The 16,492-nt window shown below is 69.7% G+C and carries 19 protein-coding genes; 10 read left to right on the top strand and 9 right to left on the bottom strand.

Annotated features, from left to right (window positions below):
* Window positions 1–19: 19 nt before the first annotated feature.
* A complete protein-coding gene (locus ASF27_RS09290; protein ID WP_056170108.1) occupies window positions 20–244 on the top strand; it encodes an antitoxin MazE family protein in 225 nt (74 codons plus the stop codon).
* Window positions 241–594, top strand: a complete 354-nt coding sequence (locus ASF27_RS09285) for a type II toxin-antitoxin system PemK/MazF family toxin (protein WP_056170106.1) — start codon at window positions 241–243, stop codon at window positions 592–594. The genes ASF27_RS09290 and ASF27_RS09285 overlap by 4 nt, the downstream gene beginning before the upstream one ends.
* A 6-nt stretch (window positions 595–600) precedes the next feature.
* On the opposite strand, the gene mtnA is transcribed toward ASF27_RS09285, so the two are convergent.
* Entirely contained in the window at window positions 601–1,698 is a 1,098-nt protein-coding gene (gene mtnA / locus ASF27_RS09280) for an S-methyl-5-thioribose-1-phosphate isomerase (protein ID WP_056359494.1), read from the bottom strand.
* Between the two features lie 377 nt (window positions 1,699–2,075).
* On the opposite strand from mtnA, the gene ASF27_RS09275 reads away from it, so the two are divergent.
* The 5 genes from ASF27_RS09275 (at window position 2,076) to rimM (ending at window position 5,334) form a co-directional block, all read left to right on the top strand.
* Window positions 2,076–2,309 carry a hypothetical protein gene (locus ASF27_RS09275; RefSeq protein WP_056170100.1) on the top strand — a complete coding sequence of 78 codons (234 nt, stop codon included), beginning with the start codon at window positions 2,076–2,078 and terminating at the stop codon, window positions 2,307–2,309.
* A gap of 71 nt (window positions 2,310–2,380) precedes the next feature.
* A complete protein-coding gene (ffh, locus tag ASF27_RS09270; protein WP_056359490.1) occupies window positions 2,381–3,937 on the top strand; it encodes a signal recognition particle protein in 1,557 nt (518 codons plus the stop codon).
* Between the two features lie 14 nt (window positions 3,938–3,951).
* Entirely contained in the window at window positions 3,952–4,269 is a 318-nt protein-coding gene (locus ASF27_RS09265; RefSeq protein ID WP_056170686.1) for a chorismate mutase, read from the top strand.
* Between the two features lie 5 nt (window positions 4,270–4,274).
* A complete protein-coding gene (rpsP, locus tag ASF27_RS09260; protein WP_056170094.1) occupies window positions 4,275–4,637 on the top strand; it encodes a 30S ribosomal protein S16 in 363 nt (120 codons plus the stop codon).
* Window positions 4,638–4,647: 10 nt separating this feature from the next.
* The gene (rimM, locus tag ASF27_RS09255) at window positions 4,648–5,334 is read left to right on the top strand and encodes a ribosome maturation factor RimM (protein WP_056170090.1); all 687 of its coding nucleotides are present in this window, start codon (window positions 4,648–4,650) and stop codon (window positions 5,332–5,334) included.
* A gap of 155 nt (window positions 5,335–5,489) precedes the next feature.
* Here rimM and ASF27_RS09250 read toward each other — a convergent pair whose 3' ends face one another.
* The gene (locus ASF27_RS09250) at window positions 5,490–6,278 is read right to left on the bottom strand and encodes a DUF4239 domain-containing protein (RefSeq protein ID WP_056359487.1); all 789 of its coding nucleotides are present in this window, start codon (window positions 6,276–6,278) and stop codon (window positions 5,490–5,492) included.
* A 69-nt stretch (window positions 6,279–6,347) separates the two neighbouring features.
* Entirely contained in the window at window positions 6,348–7,094 is a 747-nt protein-coding gene (locus tag ASF27_RS09245; RefSeq protein ID WP_056359729.1) for a methyltransferase domain-containing protein, read from the bottom strand.
* An 82-nt stretch (window positions 7,095–7,176) separates the two neighbouring features.
* Between ASF27_RS09245 and trmD the strand changes: the two genes are divergently transcribed.
* From trmD to serA, 3 genes are all read left to right on the top strand, one after another.
* Entirely contained in the window at window positions 7,177–7,944 is a 768-nt protein-coding gene (gene trmD / locus ASF27_RS09240) for a tRNA (guanosine(37)-N1)-methyltransferase TrmD (RefSeq protein ID WP_082478909.1), read from the top strand.
* A gap of 173 nt (window positions 7,945–8,117) precedes the next feature.
* Window positions 8,118–9,284 carry a phosphoserine transaminase gene (locus ASF27_RS09235; RefSeq protein ID WP_082478949.1) on the top strand — a complete coding sequence of 389 codons (1,167 nt, stop codon included), beginning with the start codon at window positions 8,118–8,120 and terminating at the stop codon, window positions 9,282–9,284.
* 296 nt (window positions 9,285–9,580) lie between these two features.
* Complete coding sequence (serA, locus tag ASF27_RS09230) at window positions 9,581–11,173, top strand: phosphoglycerate dehydrogenase (RefSeq protein ID WP_056359480.1); 1,593 nt, start codon at window positions 9,581–9,583, stop codon at window positions 11,171–11,173.
* A 188-nt stretch (window positions 11,174–11,361) separates the two neighbouring features.
* On the opposite strand, the gene ASF27_RS09225 is transcribed toward serA, so the two are convergent.
* From ASF27_RS09225 to ASF27_RS09200, 6 genes are all read right to left on the bottom strand, one after another.
* Window positions 11,362–12,390 (bottom strand): SAM-dependent methyltransferase, encoded by a 1,029-nt coding sequence (locus ASF27_RS09225; protein ID WP_056359724.1) that lies wholly within the window; start codon window positions 12,388–12,390, stop codon window positions 11,362–11,364.
* Window positions 12,391–12,440: 50 nt separating this feature from the next.
* A complete protein-coding gene (gene lgt / locus ASF27_RS09220) occupies window positions 12,441–13,334 on the bottom strand; it encodes a prolipoprotein diacylglyceryl transferase (protein WP_056359476.1) in 894 nt (297 codons plus the stop codon).
* 178 nt (window positions 13,335–13,512) lie between these two features.
* Complete coding sequence (locus ASF27_RS09215) at window positions 13,513–14,427, bottom strand: VOC family protein (RefSeq protein WP_056359472.1); 915 nt, start codon at window positions 14,425–14,427, stop codon at window positions 13,513–13,515.
* Window positions 14,424–15,326, bottom strand: a complete 903-nt coding sequence (locus ASF27_RS09210) for an SMP-30/gluconolactonase/LRE family protein (RefSeq protein WP_056359469.1) — start codon at window positions 15,324–15,326, stop codon at window positions 14,424–14,426. Before ASF27_RS09210 ends, ASF27_RS09215 begins: the two co-directional genes overlap by 4 nt.
* Window positions 15,327–15,336: 10 nt before the next feature.
* Window positions 15,337–15,783, bottom strand: coding sequence for a cupin domain-containing protein (locus ASF27_RS09205; RefSeq protein ID WP_056260628.1), 447 nt, complete (start codon window positions 15,781–15,783; stop codon window positions 15,337–15,339).
* A gap of 15 nt (window positions 15,784–15,798) precedes the next feature.
* On the bottom strand, window positions 15,799–16,281 hold the full coding sequence (locus tag ASF27_RS09200) for a DoxX family protein (RefSeq protein WP_056359466.1): 483 nt from the start codon (window positions 16,279–16,281) through the stop codon (window positions 15,799–15,801).
* Window positions 16,282–16,492: the final 211 nt, after the last annotated feature.

Raw genomic sequence — 16,492 nt, 5'->3', positions numbered from 1 at the left:
TCTTCAGGGGAGATGGAACGTGAGTGTTGCTTCGAAGACCGAACGCACCACGGAGACGATCCGGGAGCGTCACGATCGGCTCCGCCGTCAGGGGTTGCGGCCGGTGCGGATCTGGGTCCCCGATCCGCGTGCGGCCGCCTTCGAAGCGGAAGCCCATCGGCAGGCCGCGGCCGTTGCATCGAGTGCGGAGGCAGCCGACGACCAGGATTTCATCGATTCGGTCTCGCGCTGGGACGATGCGTGAAACGCGGCGAGATCTGGACCGTCTCGGGCGGAAAGGACTATGCTGGAAAACCCCGACCCGTCGTCATCCTTCAAGAGGATCGGTTCGACGCGACCGACTCCATCACGATCTGTGCGTTCACGACCGACCCGACAGATGTGCCCCTTATCCGTCTCGCCGTGATGCCGAATCCCAGCAACGGCCTGCGCGCTGTATCCCGTCTGATGGTCGACAAAATCACGACCGTTCCGAAATCGAAGCTTGGACGGCGTCGCGGGACGCTCGACGCCGTGGACAGCGTTCGGCTCGATCGTGCGCTCGTCGTTTTTCTTGGTCTGACGCCCAGAAATCAGGCCGAAGACGAGAGTTGAGGGCGTCTACGCCGCCGCCCGCCGCTCTGGATACAGGGACAGCAACCCGTCCGCGCTCGCGCGCGCCACGCCGCGCTCGGTGATGATGCCCGTCACCAGGCGGGCCGGGGTGACGTCGAAGGCGGGGTTCGCCACGGGGCTGCCGGGAGACACCACCTCGATGGTCGCGAAGGCGCCGTCGGGGAGGCGGCCGGTGAGGTGCGAGACCTCGCGGCCGTCGCGCTCCTCGATGGGGATCTGGGCCACGCCGTTGTCGAGGGTCCAGTCGATGGTCGAGAACGGCAGGGCGGCGTAGAACGGGATGCCGTTGTCGGAGGCCGCCAGGGCCTTCAGGTAGGTGCCGATCTTGTTGCAGACGTCCCCCGAGGCCGTGGTGCGGTCGGAGCCGACGATGCAGAGGTCGATGCGGCCGTGCTGCATGAGATGGCCGCCGGCATTGTCGGCGATGACCGTGTGGGGCACGCCGTGGGCGTTGAGCTCGAAGGCCGTGAGCGCCGCGCCCTGGTTGCGCGGCCGGGTCTCGTCCACGAACACGTGGACCGGCACGCCGGCATCGTGCGCGACGTAGATGGGGGCGAGCGCCGTGCCCCAATCGACGGTGGCGAGCCAGCCGGCGTTGCAATGGGTCAGGACGTTGACGGTGCGGCCGGTCCTGGCGTGGAGATCGGCCAGGATCTTGGCGCCGTGCACCCCGATGGCGTGGCAGCTCTCCACATCCTCCTCGGCGATGCGCCCGGCCTCGGCGAACGCGAAGGCGGCGCGCTCGGTCTCCGGCACCGTGCGCAGCTTGGCCGCGACCCGGTCGAGCGCCCAGCGCAGGTTGATGGCCGTGGGGCGCGTGTCGGCGAGGAACTCCACCGCCCGCTCGATGCCGGCATCGGACGAATCCTCGGCGAGGCCGAGCGCCAGGCCGTAGGCCGCCGCCACGCCGATGAGGGGCGCGCCGCGCACCACCATGGTGCGGATGGCGGTGCCGGCCTCGTGCATGGAGGCGAGACGCTTCAGTTCGAACGCGAAGGGCAGTCGGGTCTGGTCGATCACCTGCACGGCGGCGCCGTCGGCATCGGGGAAGATGGTGCGGTAGGGCTGGCCGTCGATCTTCATGGCGCGCGTCCGAGAGGTGAGGGGCCGGGCGGGAGGCCGAGCCTTTACGTCAGAACGCCTCGGCGAGGCCAGCCTGTGCGAGAGCGATGCCGGCGCACGTACCATGTTCGCCGGGGCTTCGGGGGAGGGGGCATGCATTCTGCGGACCGTAGGAAGCCGATCTGTTCACGGTCAGAACCCGCTCCACCGTTTGAGAAACTTGACTCGCGGGTGTCGGCGTCCTAACCGAGCCCAATCGATTCCGACGATCCGATCGTCAGCACGAACGCCGACCGGCCCCATGAGGCCGGAGGTCAACGCCCGACAGCGCGATGCGCCCTCGGGCGAGATTCGCGTTGGGGTAGAGGGCGTCGATCCCTCGTTCGTTCGAAAGCCGCATGCCCAACGCCACGCCCGACACGTCGAACACACCGCTGCGCCTCGCGGACGCGGTCAACGACGTCTGCCCCTGGTCGGGCAAGCCGATTTCGGCCGATGCATTGACCCTCTACAACGGCGCCGTCGTGGGCTTCTGCAATCCCGAATGCCGGGACAAGTTCGCCCGTGCGGTGCGCAGCTTCGAGAACGCCCTCCAGGCGCGTCGGGCGGCGAGCGCAGGCGTCAACCAGTGATGCGCGACGGCGTGACGAGACGTGACGGAACGGGATTCGCCGTGACGATCCTGGTCCAGGGAGCCTGACGCATGTTCGAAGGCCTGTCCGATCGCCTGTCCGGCATTCTCTCGGGGCTGACGCGCCGCGGCGCCCTCACGGAGGCCGACGTCACGGCCGCCCTGCGGGAGGTCCGGCGCGCCCTGCTCGAGGCCGACGTCGCCCTCGAAGTGGTGCGCGACTTCACCGAGAAGGTGCGCGAGAAGGCTGTCGGTGCCGTCGTCGTCAAATCGGTCACCCCCGGCCAGATGGTCGTCAAGATCGTCAACGACGAGCTGACGGCGATGCTGGGCTCGGATGTCGGGCTCATCGACCTCAACGCGCCCGCCCCCGTCGCCATCCTGATGGTCGGCCTCCAGGGCTCGGGCAAGACCACCACGACGGCCAAGATCGCCCGCCGGCTGGCCTCGCGCGACAAGCGCAAGGTGCTGCTCGCCTCCCTCGACACCCGGCGCCCGGCCGCCATGGAGCAGCTGGCGATCCTGGCGCGTCAGGTCGAGGTCGAGTGCCTGCCCATCGTCGCCGGCCAGTCGGCCGTGCAGATCGCCCGGCGCGCCATGGATGCGGCCCGCCTCGGCGGCTTCGACGTGGTGATGCTCGACACCGCCGGCCGCACCACCCTCGACGAGGCGCTGATGCAGGAGGCGGCCGAGGTCAAGGCCGCCACCAACCCGCACGAAGTCCTGCTGGTGGCCGACGCCCTGACCGGCCAGGACGCGGTCGTCACCGCCCGGGCCTTCGACCAGCGCCTCGGCGTCACCGGCATCGTGCTCACCCGCATGGACGGCGATTCGCGCGGCGGCGCGGCGCTGTCCATGCGCGCCGTCACCGGCAAGCCGATCAAGCTCGTGGGCACCGGCGAGAAGGTCGATGCGCTCGAGGAGTTCCACCCCTCCCGCGTCGCCAACCGCATCCTCGGCATGGGCGACATCGTCTCCCTCGTGGAGAAGGCCGCCGAGACCATCGACCACGAGCAGGCGCTCCGCACCGCGGAGAAGATGCGCAAGGGCAAGTTCGACCTCGACGACCTGTCGATGCAGCTCGCCCAGATGGAGAAGATGGGCGGCATCGGCGGCCTGATGGGCATGCTTCCGGGCATGGGCCAGATCAAGAAGCAGGTCGAGAACGCCAACCTCGACGAGAAGATGTTCGCCCGCCAGCGCGCCATCATCTCGTCGATGACCGCGCAGGAGCGCAAGAATCCCGACCTCCTCAAGAACTCCCGCAAGAAGCGCATCGCGGCGGGTTCGGGGACGAAGGTCGAGGAGCTGAACAAGCTCCTCAAGATGCACCGGACCATGGCCGACATGATGAAGGCCATGGGTTCGGGCAAGCGCGGCATCGGCCAGGCCCTCGGCTCCATGTTCGGCATGGGTGGCGGAATGGGCGGCGGCGGGATGCCGGGCGGCATGCCGGGCCTGCCGGAGCCGACGCCCGAGATGATCGCCGACATGCAGAAGCAGTTCGGCGGCAAGCTGCCCCCGATGCCCCCGGGCCTCGGCGGTGGGGGCAAGATGCCGGGCCTTCCGGGGCTCGGCGGCAAGGGCCTGCCCGGCCTCGGCGGCTTTCTGCCGGGGAAAAAGAAATGAGTGGCCCCGAGACCATGGCGGCGCAGGGGATCGACCCCGAACTCGTGCGCCTGCGCGAGAGCATCGACAATTTCGATGCCGCCCTGATCTACCTGCTCGCCGAGCGGTTCCGCTGCACCCAGCGGGTCGGCGAACTGAAGGCCCGCAAGGGCCTGCCCGCTTCCGATCCCGGGCGGGAGTCGATGCAGATCGCCCGCCTGCGCAAACTCGCGATCGACGCCAAGCTCGATCCCGATTTCGCCGAGACCTTCCTGACCTTCGTGGTCAAGGAAGTCATCCGGCACCACCAGACGATTGCGGCCAATCACAACGCAATCGAAGAGAGAAAGTAGACACCATGTCCCTCAAGATCCGTCTCACCCGTGGCGGCGCCAAGAAGCGCCCGTACTACCGCATCGTCGTCGCCGACGCCCGCGCGCCCCGCGACGGCCGCTTCATCGAGAAGGTCGGCGTGTACGATCCCATGAAGGCCAAGGACGATCCGGCCCGCATCGTGCTGGAGTCCGACAAGATCCAGGCCTGGCTCGCCAAGGGCGCCCAGCCCACCGACCGCGTCCTGCGCTTCCTCGACGCCGCCGGCCTCGCCAAGCGCCCCGTGCGCAACAACCCGCAGAAGGCCGAGCCGGGCGAGAAGGCCAAGGAGCGCGCCGCCAAGCGCGCCGAGAAGGCCGCTGCCCCGGCCGAAGACGCCGCGGCCTGAGGCGCCAGCGATGGCCCGCCGTCCCCCCGGTCACACGCCCCACGGGGACGGCGGACGCCGCGCGCGTCCCGGACGCATCGGCGAGAGCGTACCGACTTCGGCCCACCGACTGAGGCCCGATGCCGATGCGCCCCTGCCCGCCACCGATCCGAGCCTCGTCCAGATGGGCGAGTTCGGCCGGGCGCATGGGCTCAACGGCGAGATCCGCCTGAAATCCTACACCGGCGACCCGCAGGCCATCGCGTCCTACGGCCCGCTCCTCGGCGCCGACGGCCGCCGCATCGAACTCACCGACGTGCGCCAGGCCGGCGGTGCCGCGCCCGACCTCCTCGTGGTGCGGGTCAAGGGTGTGACCGACCGCACGGGGGCGGAAAGCCTCAACCGCCTCGCCCTTTACCTCCCCCGCGAGCGTCTCGGCACCGTGGCGGACGCGGACGAGTTCTTCACCGCCGATCTCGTGGGTCTCGACGTGGTCGACACCGCGGGCACCCGCCTCGGCACCGTCGCGGACGTGCCGAATTACGGCGGCGGCGATCTCCTGGAGATCAAGCCGGCGCTCGGCGGCGCCACGGCGCTGCTGCCCTTCACCAAGGCCTTCGTGCCGGAACTCGACATCGCCGGCGGCCGGGTCGTGATCGATCCCCCCGACGACCTGTTCGCTCCGGCCGGGCCGCGCCCGCCGGAGGAGCCCGTCTAGGGCCGGAACGGCGCTCCCGCACAGCGGCGATCCTCGATCGCATGAATCCGGGCGATCTCGCTTCCTGTCATGCCACTCTGTTCCTGGTCCTTCGATGAAGGGCAGGACAGCGCGAACAACATCGCGACGGGCACACCAGCCCTGAGGCGCCCGCCCTAACCCCGCCCCTCCACCATCACCGCCTTCGCCCGTTCGATGGGCGCCGGGCTTCGCGCCATGGGGCCGTCGAACGGGCGCTCGTGCAGGGCGACGACCCCCAAAGTCGTCACCATGGCGATGGAGAACATGACGAGCGTCGTCGCCTGCGCCACGGGGCGTTCGAGGTGGACGAGGCCGATGGCGACGAGGGTCAGCCCGGCCAGAACCATCAGGGTCAGCCATTTCGATTGATCCCCCTGCGCGTCGCTGAGCGCGAGGCGTTCACCCCGGGCCGTACGCAGGTTCATCACGGCGTCGAGCAGGAGGGCATGGGCGGCCCGGCCCGCCGCCTCGTGCTTGGGGTCGGCCGACACCGCCATCAGGCGACCCAGGGCGGCCCCCGCCACGGGCGACGACAGCCCGTCCGTCATCTTCGGCCATTCGTCCAGGATCAGGGCGTTGGCGTAGGTCACGAGGGCGGCGCGGATCTCGCTCATGTCCGACACCGTGGCGAGGCTGAGATCGTGGGCCGCCAGGAGGTTCGAGCGCTCGTTCTGCACCACCCGCCCCGCCTGACGCTGGCGCTCCCACGCATCGTTGGCGACGGTACCCGTGAGCAGGGCGAGCAGCACCGAGATCGCGGTGAAATAGGCCGGTACCATGCCGGTGCCGAGGCGCAACAGGATTGGCCGGGTCCGGCGCGAGTTGGTCACGAGCACGAGGAGCCCGGTGGCTCCCGCGAAGACACCGCCCAGGCTGGTGAAGATCAGCCAGACCGGAAAGTCGAGCCACAGGCCGAGGATCACGCCGCGCCTCCCGTCGAAAAGTTCGTCGGGACCGTAGCGCCAAGCCCGCTACCGAAGGGTGAACCGCCCTCAGCGCGGCGTCGGGGCGGTGCGGGTCGCCGTGTCCCGGCAGGGCCGGATCGCGGCGGGCTCCGGCCGGGCCGCGACGGCGGGGGCTTCGAAGATCGCCAGGTAGCCGACGCCACCGTCGAGGACCTGAAACCCGGTCTCCCGGTAGCCCGCGGCGGCGAGTTCGCAGCGCAGCAGGGCCGGCGGCGTGCCGTGGCGGGAGGGAATCGCGTCGGCGTCGACGATGCCGACCCGGCCGCCGGGCTTCATCGCCGCCGCCAGATTGTACAGCAGGCCGAAGGGCTGGGTGATCTCGTGGTACATGTGCACGAGAACCGCGGCATCGACGGAGACCGGGGGCAGACGGGGGTCGTGCGCCTCGCCCCGCACCACCGTGACGTTGGGGAGCGCCGCCACGCGGCGTTCGAGGCCCGCGAGGTAATCCGGGGTCACGTCCTCGGCGAGCACGCGGCCCTGGGGGCCGACCCGCGTCGCCAGCCGCACGGTGTAGTAGCCGCTGCCCGCGCCGATATCCGCGACGGTCTGGCCCGGCCCGATCCCCATGAGGCGCGCGACCTGCCCGACCTCGTCGACCCGGTCGCGCTGCCCTTCCTGGGCCCAGAGCGGCGCGATGATCTCCGCCACCGGCCGGTCGGGTTTCGGGAAGGCGGCGGCCGGGAGACCCGGCGGCCCGAGGGGCTCGGCGGCGTGCGCCGGCACGGGAAGGAGGCCGAGGAGAGCGGCGGCAAGCGGAGCGAAGCGCATCATGCCGGGACAACCGGCCCCGGCCGGCAAAGGTGCCCGCCCGTCGTGCGTTGACCCGCCGCCCCAGCCCGCGTCATGGAGCATCATGACTCAAGACCGCACTGCTCAAGACAGCACGACTCAGGACCCCGCAGACCAAGACAGCACGGCTCAAGACCGCACGGCCTGGCGCGCCACCCTCCTCACCCTCTACCCCGAGATGTTTCCCGGGCCGCTTGGTCACTCCCTCTCGGGCGAAGCCCTGGCGCGGGGCACCTGGACCCTGGAGGCTCGCCAGATTCGCGAGCACGGCCTCGGCCGCCACCGCGCCGTGGACGACACCCCCGCCGGGGGCGGGGCCGGCATGGTGCTGCGCTGCGACGTGCTGGCGGCGGCCCTCGACGCGGCGGCCCCGGTGGACGATCCGCGCCCGCGCCTGCTCATGAGCCCGCGCGGAAAACCCCTGACCCAAGCCCGCGTTCGCGCCCTGAGCGCGGGGCCGGGCGTCGTCGTCGTCTGCGGTCGGTTCGAGGGCGTCGACGAGCGGGTCATCGCCGGACGCGGCCTGGAGGAGGTCTCCATCGGCGACTACATCCTGTCCGGCGGCGAAATCGCAGCCCTGACTTTGCTCGATGCCTGCGTGCGCCTGCTCCCCGGCGTCATGGGCAAGCTAGCCTCGGGCGTCGAGGAGAGCTTCGAGGGCGGGCGCCTCGAATACCCGCACTACACCCGGCCCCGGGACTGGGAGGGGCGAACCATCCCGGACGTGCTCACCGGCGGCAATCACGGTGCCATCGCGCGCTGGCGCGCCGAGGAGGCCCTCCGCCTCACCCGCGAACGCCGGCCGGACCTGCTCGACCCATCCGAGCGGTGAGACACAAGTCATGGTGGGGCGAATAAGCCGTCTGTAGGCTGCCTCAAACGGCTTTTATCGAAAGCCAACTGAGTTTCATAAAAAGAAACTTGCCCCGACGCCGCGCGCGGTTCACTGCTCCGGGCGGGCCACTCCTCCCCAACGAGGAGCTTTCATCTGTAAGGATGACCACCATGAGCCGACCCACCACGCGCCCCCGCGTGCCGAATTTCTCGTCCGGTCCTTGCACCAAGCGCCCCGGCTGGAGCCTCCAGGCCCTCGAAGGCGCCGCCCTCGGGCGCTCCCACCGCTCGGTGATCGGCAAGGCCAAGCTCAAGGAAGCCATCGACCTCACCCGCACCGTGCTGCAGGTGCCGGCCGATTACCGCATCGGCATCGTTCCGGCTTCCGACACCGGTGCCGTCGAGATGGCCATGTGGTCGATGCTGGGGACGCGCACCGTCGAGGTCGTGGCCTGGGAGGCGTTCGGCCTCGAATGGGTCACGGACGCCCTCAAGGAACTCAAGATTTCTCCGAAGGTCCATGTGGGGGATTACGGCATCCTGCCGGATCTGTCCGCCGTCGATACCCGGCACAACGACGTGATCTTCACCTGGAACGGCACCGCCGCCGGCGTCCGCGTGCCCGACGGCGACTGGATCGCGGCCGACCGCGAGGGCGTCACCATCTGCGACGCCACCTCGGCCGCCTTCGCCATGCCGCTCGCCTGGGACAAGCTCGATGTCGTGACCTTCTCTTGGCAGAAGGTCATGGGCGGCGAGGCCGCGCACGGCATGATCGTGCTCTCGCCCCGTGCCGTCGCGCGCATCGAGGGAAATACGCCGGCCTGGCCCGTGCCGAAGGTCTTCCGCATGGCCAAGGACGGCAAGCTCATCGAGGGCATCTTCAAGGGCGACACCATCAACACGCCCTCTATGCTGGCAGTGGAGGATTACCTCGACACGCTGAACTGGGCCAAGAGCATCGGCGGCCTCGAGGCGCTCTTCGCCCGTGCCGACGCCAACGCGAAGGTGGTCCACGACTGGGTCGCCCGCACCCCATGGATCGGCCATCTCGCTGCCAATGCCGCCACCTACACCAACACCGGCGTGTGCCTCGTGATCACCGATCCGGACGTGCTGGCGAAGGGTGAAAAGGCCGTCGAGGCCGTGGCCAAGGGGATCGCCGACACCCTCGACCGCGAGGGCATCGCCTACGACATCGGCGCCTATCGCGATGCCCCGGCGGGCCTGCGCATCTGGTGCGGCGGCACGGTGGAGGCCTCGGACCTCGAAGCGCTGATGCCGTGGCTCGACTGGGCGTTCGCCGCCGAGAAGGCGAAGCTCGCGCAGGCCGCGTAGGGCCGCCCCCCCTCTGCGGGGGAGGATGCCGGATTCGTACACCCGCACCGTCGCCGTTCTGAAGGCCCGAAGGGGTTCATGAAAGGCGCGACCGGCCCCCTCTCCTGGAAGGAGAGGGTTGGGGTGAGGTGTGCGAACCATCCGAAAAGGTCACACACCTCACCCTGTCCCTCTCCTGGAATGTGTGGGGACCCGCGCTGCCCGCGATCCGTGTGAAAACGGTCGTCCGCAGGAAAGGGGCGAGGTGCCCTGCGCCTAACCCCAAAATCCCCTTTTCCTAGAACCCGGAGGCCATCATGGCTGCTCCCAAGGTGCTCATTTCCGACGCTCTCTCCGATGCGGCCGTGCAGATCTTTCGCGACCGCGGCATCGACGTCGACTTCATTCCCGACCTCGGCAAGGACAAGGACGCCTTCACGGCGATCATCGGCCATTACGACGGGCTCGCCATCCGCTCGGCCTCCAAGGTCACCAGCAAGGTCATCGCCGAGGCGGGTCGCCTCAAGGTGATCGGCCGGGCCGGCATCGGCGTCGACAACGTCGACGTGGCGGCGGCGACCGCCCGCGGCATCATCGTGATGAACACGCCCTTCGGCAATTCCATCACCACCGCCGAACATGCCATCGCGCTGATGTTCGCGCTCGCCCGCCAATTGCCCCAGGCCGACGCCTCGACCCAGGCCGGCAAGTGGGAGAAGAACCGCTTCATGGGCGTCGAGCTGACGGCCAAGACCCTCGGGATCATCGGCTGCGGCAACATCGGCGCCATCGTGGCCGACCGGGCCATCGGACTCAAGCTCAAGGTGGTGGCCTACGACCCCTACCTGTCGCCGGAGCGCGCCGTCGAGCTCGGCGTCGAGAAGGTCGAACTCGACGCCCTGCTGGCGCGGGCCGACATCATCACCCTGCACGTGCCGATGACGGACAAGACCCGCAACATCCTGTCGGCCGAGGCCATCGCCAAGACCAAGCGCGGCGTGCGGATCGTCAACTGCGCCCGCGGCGGCCTCGTCGACGAGGTCGCCCTGCGGGCCGCCCTCGATTCCGGTCATGTCGCCGGCGCGGCCCTCGACGTGTTCATCACCGAACCCGCCAAGGAGAACCCACTGTTCGGGCATCCGAACGTCATCTGCACGCCGCATCTCGGCGCCTCCACCAACGAGGCCCAGGAGAACGTCGCCCTGCAGGTGGCCGAGCAGATGTCCGACTACCTGCTCCAGGGCGCCATCACCAACGCCATCAACTTCCCCTCCATCTCCGCCGACGAGGCGCCACGCCTGAAGCCGTTCGTGGCCCTCGCCGAAAAGCTCGGCTCGTTCCTCGGGCAGCTCACGGAGGCGCCGATCAAGGGCATCCGCATCACCTACGAGGGGGCGGTGGCCTCCATGAACACCCGTGCGCTGACCTCCGCCGCCATCACGGGTGTGCTGCGGCCGTTCCTGCAGGACATCAACATGGTGTCGGCCCCAGCGCTCGCCCGGGAGAGGGGGATCGTCGTCGACGAGATCAAGCGCGAGGGTGCGGTCACGGATTTCGAATCGGTGATCCGCATCACTGTCGACGCCGAGGACATGCCGCGCGACGCGGCCGGGACCGTGTTCCACGACGGCAAGCCCCGGGTGATCGAGATCCGCTCCATCGCCATCGACGCGGCCTTCGCGCGCCACATGCTCTACGTGCGCAATCACGACAAGCCGGGCTTCATCGGGCGGCTGGGCAGCATCCTGGGCGAAGCGAACGTCAACGTGGCGACGTTCAACCTTGGCCGCGAGGAGGAAGGTGGCAGCGCCATCTGCCTGTGCGCCGTGGATGCGCCGGTGTCGGATGCGGTGCTGAAGCAGATCGACGCGATCCCGCAGGTGCGCCGGGTTCGCGCCGTGAGTTTCTGAAACGGGCTCGGTGGACGCGCGGCGCCCGGGGCCACCCGGGCGTCGTGCGATCTCCCTCCCAGCCCGGCCGTACGGATCGGTGAAGCGCGGGTTACCGTCCCTGCAAGGCGGGGCTTGATCACATCCGACGGTGACGGGCGGCTGCCGGAAACGCCGGGTTCGCGAAGCCGCGGCCTCGGACGCGGGCGTCAACGGTCGGGCGTCGGAAGTCCGGGCAGGGCGGCCAAGGCGGGATCGGAGACCGCCATCGCCTTGAACAGGCTGCCCATGCCGCGCCGGGCCGGATCGGTGAGGCGCGAGACGGCTGCGGCGATCCGAACCGCCTGCTGCGGCGTTGCGCCGGCTCCCAGGCGCTCGGCACGCGCGCCGAGGCCAAGGGCCTGGAGGAAATCACGCTGGTCGACCGGTCCGTGCACCCGGGCGCCTTCGGCCGAGGCGGCCCGAGCCAGGGCGGAGAAATCCACGTGGGTGGTGAGGTCGGCTTCCCCCGGTGCCGCCAGGGGATCGACGAAGCGGTGCTGCGCCACCGCCTGGAGCGAATCGCCGAAGGCCGGCTGCGTATGGCCGTAATCAATGGACAGCAGGGCGCCCCGGTCGCGCACGAGGCGCCGGGCGAGGATGCGGACGGTGTCGAGGGCGGCGCCCGGCAGGGTGAGGATCACGCCGACAGGGGCTTGATGCACGATGCGCGGATCGGGCTCCGCGCCGAGCCCGAAGGCGAGGCGCTCCCCCTCGGGTGTCAGGCCGATGCAGCGCTCGAACCAGCCACGCTCCGTACGCTGGAACTGGCGCACCGGCAGGGCGTCGAAGAATTCGTTGGCCACCACCAGGGCGGGCCCCGGCGGCACGGTCTCCACCGTCTCGTGCCAGGTCGGCCGGACGGCGGCGAGACGGTCTGCCTGCGCCGCCCGCAACACCGGACTCGTCTCGACGAGGTGGAGGTGGGGGCGAAGATCCGGGGCGGCGCGGGCGAGGGCCCGGAGCGCGTCCTGCATCAGGGTGCCGCGCCCGGGGCCGAGTTCCACCAGTGCGAGGTCGGCGGGCGCGCCGAGGGCACCCCAGGTGGCGGCGATCCAGATGCCGATGAGCTCGCCGAACATCTGCGAGATCTCCGGCGCGGTGGTGAAATCCCCGGCCGCGCCGAGGGGATCGCGCGTGCGATAATAGCCATGGACCGGATGGCCGAGGCAGAGGTCCATGTAGCGCGCCAGCGGCATCGGCCCCGTGGCGAGGATCTCATCGCGCAGAATTGCGAAGAGCGGCGTCGTCACGTCGGATCGGTCCGGGCGGGATCGGGCCGCTTGGAAACGGATTCCCGCGGAGCGGTCACGCCACGGGCGGCGAGCAGAATGGTGGCGATGCCGACCAACGCCATGGGCACGCAGAGCAGCATCCCCATGGTGATTCCGCCGGTGCGCCAGCCCTCGGTGCCGAAGAGGTAGCCGAGCTGCCGGTCGGGCTCGCGGAAGAACTCGCAGAACGTCCGGGCGAGGGCGTAGCCGAGGACGAAGATCCCGCTGAGAAGCCCCGGCCTGCGGAAGCCGAACACCCGTACCGCCACAGCCATCACCCCGAACAGCAGGGCGCCTTCCGTGGCCGCCTCGTAGAGCTGACTCGGGTGGCGGGGCAGGGGGCCGCCGGAGGGAAACACCACGGCATAATCGAAGTCCGGGGCGATACGGCCCCACAGCTCGCCGTTCACGAAATTCGCGATGCGGCCGAAGAACAGCCCGATGGGGACGGTGACGGCGGCGAGATCGAACAGCTTGAAGGGCGCGAGATTCCGCGAGCGCGCGAACAGACCCATGGCCAGCACCGCCCCGAGGAACCCGCCATGGAACGACATGCCGCCGTTGCGGATGGCGAGGATCTCCAGGGGGTCGTTCAGGTAGAGGGGCAGGTTGTAGAACAGCACGTAGCCGATGCGCCCGCCGAGTACGACGCCGAGCGCCACCCAGACGATGAGATCGTCGATGTCGTCGAGGCTCGGCCGTTTGCCGGCCCCCCAGAGCCGGTCGATGGCCACGAGCCGGCGGGCGTAGAACCAGCCGCCGAGCAGGCCCGCGATGTAGGATAGCGCGTACCACTTGATGGTGAGCGGCCCGATGGCCACCGCCACCGGATCGATGGCGGGAAACGGCAGGGCGAGGAGCGGTGGCATCGGCGGGCGTCCCGATCTGAGCGGCTCTCGCGGACCTCCCGCGGCCCCTCACGGGCCCGGATTGGGGCGGGTAGCCCTGAGGAGTTCCGCGAGGGACTCCGAAGCCGGGCATTGGACGCGTAGGGCCGGGCGCGTCAAGGCCGAGCTCTGCACGGGGCTCATGTGAGGTGGGGCAGCCTCAGCCCTCCGCGATGAGCAGGATTCCGTGCGCGTCGGGCCCCGCGAGACCGATCACGCTGCCGTCGCGTGCGGCGTGAAGCGGAACGTGCGGCCAGTCGCGCGCGAGCCGGTCGCGAAGGGCCGGCAGGTCGCGGAGGCCGAAGCGGAGCCGGGAGGTGAACCGGTCGCGGGCCGTGAAGGGCCGGCGGGCGGCGGTGGGAACGGGCGCGCGGTAATGCAGGAGTTCGACGTGCGGCACCGCCTCCGCGTCGGGCCGGAGCGCGATCACGTCGACCACGGGCTCGTCCAAGCCGTCGAGGGCGGCCTGCTCGTGCCCGCTGTTGCGGCTCCGTCCGTCGAGGTGCAGCCCGAGGGCGTCGCGGAAGAATGCGATGGCGGATTCCGCGTCCGCGACCGTGATGGCGGAATGATCGATGCCGCGAAACAGGCCGGGGGCTTCGGCCCAATGCCGGGCGCCCGCACCCTCCGGAAAGGCCAGGAGCTCCAGGGGATGTCCGTCGGGATCGCGAAACTTCCAGGCTGTGACGCCTCCGGAGGTGGGCGGCAGGCGCTGCGGACCGCCGCGCGAGATCGGCACGGGTGCGAAGGAGTCGAGGCGCGCGACGGCGCGGTTCATGTCCGCGACCACGATGGCGGCGTGCTGGAACCACGGATCGTTGGCCAGGGCACCGATGGGGTAGCGCTGACCGGGCGTATCGAAGGCCAGGAACTCGATGCTCTGGTCCCCAAGCCCCATACGCAACCGCCCCCCGCTGGCCTCCGGAAGGCCGAGCGCATCCAGTACGGCGCTCGGGATACGTTCGACCGGGCCGAGGCGGCGGAAATCGAGCCCGTCGCGGTAGAACGCCTCCGTTCGGGCGAGATCCGCCACCGTGCGACTGAGGCCGAGGAGACGGGTGACGCGGGGCCTCACAGCAGGCGCGCTCCGCGCTGGTTGAGGTAGATCGCTTGGAGGCACTGGCCGGCGCAGAGGAACAGGCGCGACCGTTCACGACCGCCGAAGGCGAGGTTGGCGACGGGGCCGGGCGTCAGGATCTTGCCGAGCAGGGCGCCGGATGGGTCGATGCAGTGGACGCCGTCGCCGGCGCTCGACCACAGGTTCCCGTCCGTATCGCAACAGAACCCATCGGCGAAGCCGGGCTCGACCGTATGGAACACCCGCCCGCCGGAGAGGCTGCCGCCTGCGCCGACCACGAACACCCGCAGGTGCCGCGTCGGCGCATCGGCGAATTGCAGGCCGCTTTCGGCGATGTACAGCCGGGTCTCGTCGGGCGAGAAGCACAGGCCGTTCGGCCCTTCGAAATCGTCGGCCACGATGGTGAGGTCGCCCGTTGTCGGGTCGAGGCGGTAGACCCGTGCCGGCAGTTCGGAGACCTGCTTGCCGCCCTCGTAATCCGTCTGGATGCCGTAGGGCGGATCGGTGAACCAGATCGTCCCGTCGGACCGGCAGACGATGTCGTTGGGCGAATTCAGGCGCCGTCCCTCGTACCGGTCGGCCAGCACCGTGACGGTGCCGTCGAGTTCGGTCCGGGTGATGCAGCGCCCGCGATGCGAGCACGAGAGCAGCCTCCCCTCGCGGTCGCGGGCATGTCCGTTCTCGAAGCCGCTCGGCGCGCGGAAGACGCTGAGGCCGCCATGCTCGCTCCAGCGCATCACCCGGTCGTTGGGCAGGTCGCTGAACAGGAGTTCGTCCCGGTCGCCGAACCAGACCGGGCCCTCGCACCAGCGAAACCCTTCCGCGAGGGTCTCCAACGGAGCGTTCGGCAGCACGAAGGCGCGAAAGCGCGGGTCGTGGATCTCGAAGCCGTCCATGGCGACCCCCTCAGGTGAAGCGGCCGGGCTGGTTCACCGTGGCGGACACGTCGAGGCCGACCACCATCATGGTGCAGGGTTCGTCGCCCACGGTGCCGGAGAGATGTCCCTTGCGGCCGTCATGCGCCACGGTGTTCTGATCTTCGCCGAACATGAGGTCGCCTGGCCCCATCTCGACCCGGTGCCCGTCCATGGTCTCGACGAACCAGCGCCCCGTCAGGACGGCGATCCACTGGGGCTTCGGGTTCTCGTGCCATTCGCCGACCCAGCCGACGGGGAGCACCGTGAAGGTGACGCCCGCCTTGGTTGGGTCCTGCTTGTCGTTCCATTGCGGCGCCACATCCGGGCCGACACCCTGGAACCGGAAGTTCGAGAGGGTGAACCGCTCCTGGCGGCTGATCCCCTCCGGGTCGGTGAAGACGTGCCAATAGGGCATGGTCGGCGTCGTTCCGGTCATGGCGAGTTTCCTGTCTCAGGGTCGGGCTGGTGCGGCTGGTATACGGATCTCCGCCGCTTGCGGGCCGCTCGAGAGGGGATGGTGCACGACCTGCGAGGCTGGGGCGTAACCGCCGCCGATCACCACGAGCAGCAGACCGCCGACGAGGCCGAAATTCTTGAAGAAGTCCCAGAAATGGGCGCGCCCTTCGCCGTCCCGCGACCAGAAGCCGGGGAACTCCCAGAAGCGGTGGAACAGCACGGCCGTCACGCCGCAGAAGCCGGCGAGTAGAAAGGCGCCGGCCCGGTCGTACCAGCCGATCACGATCATCACCGGCGTCATCGTCTCGACGAGGATGCCGAGCACGAGGAGCAGCGCCGGAAACGGCAGGGGGCCGGAGGCGGCCTGGGCCAACGCCTCGTCCCAGTGAACCACCTTGTCGTAAGCGCTCAGGGGAAACATGCAGACGAGGCAGATCTTGGCGAGCAGCGGCACCGCCACGAGATCGAGCCAGGTCATCGGCCGGTATCCGCTGCGTCGGACGCAGGGTTCACAGCGAACGCAGCGATCATCGGAGCCTCGTGCGGTGTTGCAGGGCACGAGCGTGTCCCACCCGCTTCCAACGCCACGCCGTCCGTACGGTTGCGCCCACGCGCGTCATTGTGTGCACCGCAGCGCGGAACGGGGCGGACGGGTTCACGTTGGCCGTCTCGAACGTCCGGCGGATCGT

It is taken from the genome of Methylobacterium sp. Leaf102 (assembly GCF_001422425.1).
GTDB lineage: Bacteria > Pseudomonadota > Alphaproteobacteria > Rhizobiales > Beijerinckiaceae > Methylobacterium.
Note: the sequence above shows the minus strand (reverse complement) of the source record. Positions and strands in the feature narration are given on the sequence as shown.

Coding starts and splice junctions, on each gene's coding strand:
- ASF27_RS09245 (WP_056359729.1), bottom strand. CDS start 7,094: ATGATGCGCTTCGCTCCGCTTGCCGCCGCTCTCCTCGGCCTCCTTCCC.
- trmD (WP_082478909.1), top strand. CDS start 7,177: ATGACTCAAGACCGCACTGCTCAAGACAGCACGACTCAGGACCCCGCA.
- mtnA (WP_056359494.1), bottom strand. CDS start 1,698: ATGAAGATCGACGGCCAGCCCTACCGCACCATCTTCCCCGATGCCGAC.
- ASF27_RS09265 (WP_056170686.1), top strand. CDS start 3,952: ATGGCGGCGCAGGGGATCGACCCCGAACTCGTGCGCCTGCGCGAGAGC.
- ASF27_RS09275 (WP_056170100.1), top strand. CDS start 2,076: ATGCCCAACGCCACGCCCGACACGTCGAACACACCGCTGCGCCTCGCG.
- ASF27_RS09205 (WP_056260628.1), bottom strand. CDS start 15,783: ATGACCGGAACGACGCCGACCATGCCCTATTGGCACGTCTTCACCGAC.
- ASF27_RS09235 (WP_082478949.1), top strand. CDS start 8,118: ATGAGCCGACCCACCACGCGCCCCCGCGTGCCGAATTTCTCGTCCGGT.
- ASF27_RS09210 (WP_056359469.1), bottom strand. CDS start 15,326: ATGGACGGCTTCGAGATCCACGACCCGCGCTTTCGCGCCTTCGTGCTG.
- ASF27_RS09225 (WP_056359724.1), bottom strand. CDS start 12,390: ATGCCGCTGGCGCGCTACATGGACCTCTGCCTCGGCCATCCGGTCCAT.
- ffh (WP_056359490.1), top strand. CDS start 2,381: ATGTTCGAAGGCCTGTCCGATCGCCTGTCCGGCATTCTCTCGGGGCTG.
- ASF27_RS09200 (WP_056359466.1), bottom strand. CDS start 16,281: ATGACCTGGCTCGATCTCGTGGCGGTGCCGCTGCTCGCCAAGATCTGC.
- rimM (WP_056170090.1), top strand. CDS start 4,648: ATGGCCCGCCGTCCCCCCGGTCACACGCCCCACGGGGACGGCGGACGC.
- rpsP (WP_056170094.1), top strand. CDS start 4,275: ATGTCCCTCAAGATCCGTCTCACCCGTGGCGGCGCCAAGAAGCGCCCG.
- serA (WP_056359480.1), top strand. CDS start 9,581: ATGGCTGCTCCCAAGGTGCTCATTTCCGACGCTCTCTCCGATGCGGCC.
- lgt (WP_056359476.1), bottom strand. CDS start 13,334: ATGCCACCGCTCCTCGCCCTGCCGTTTCCCGCCATCGATCCGGTGGCG.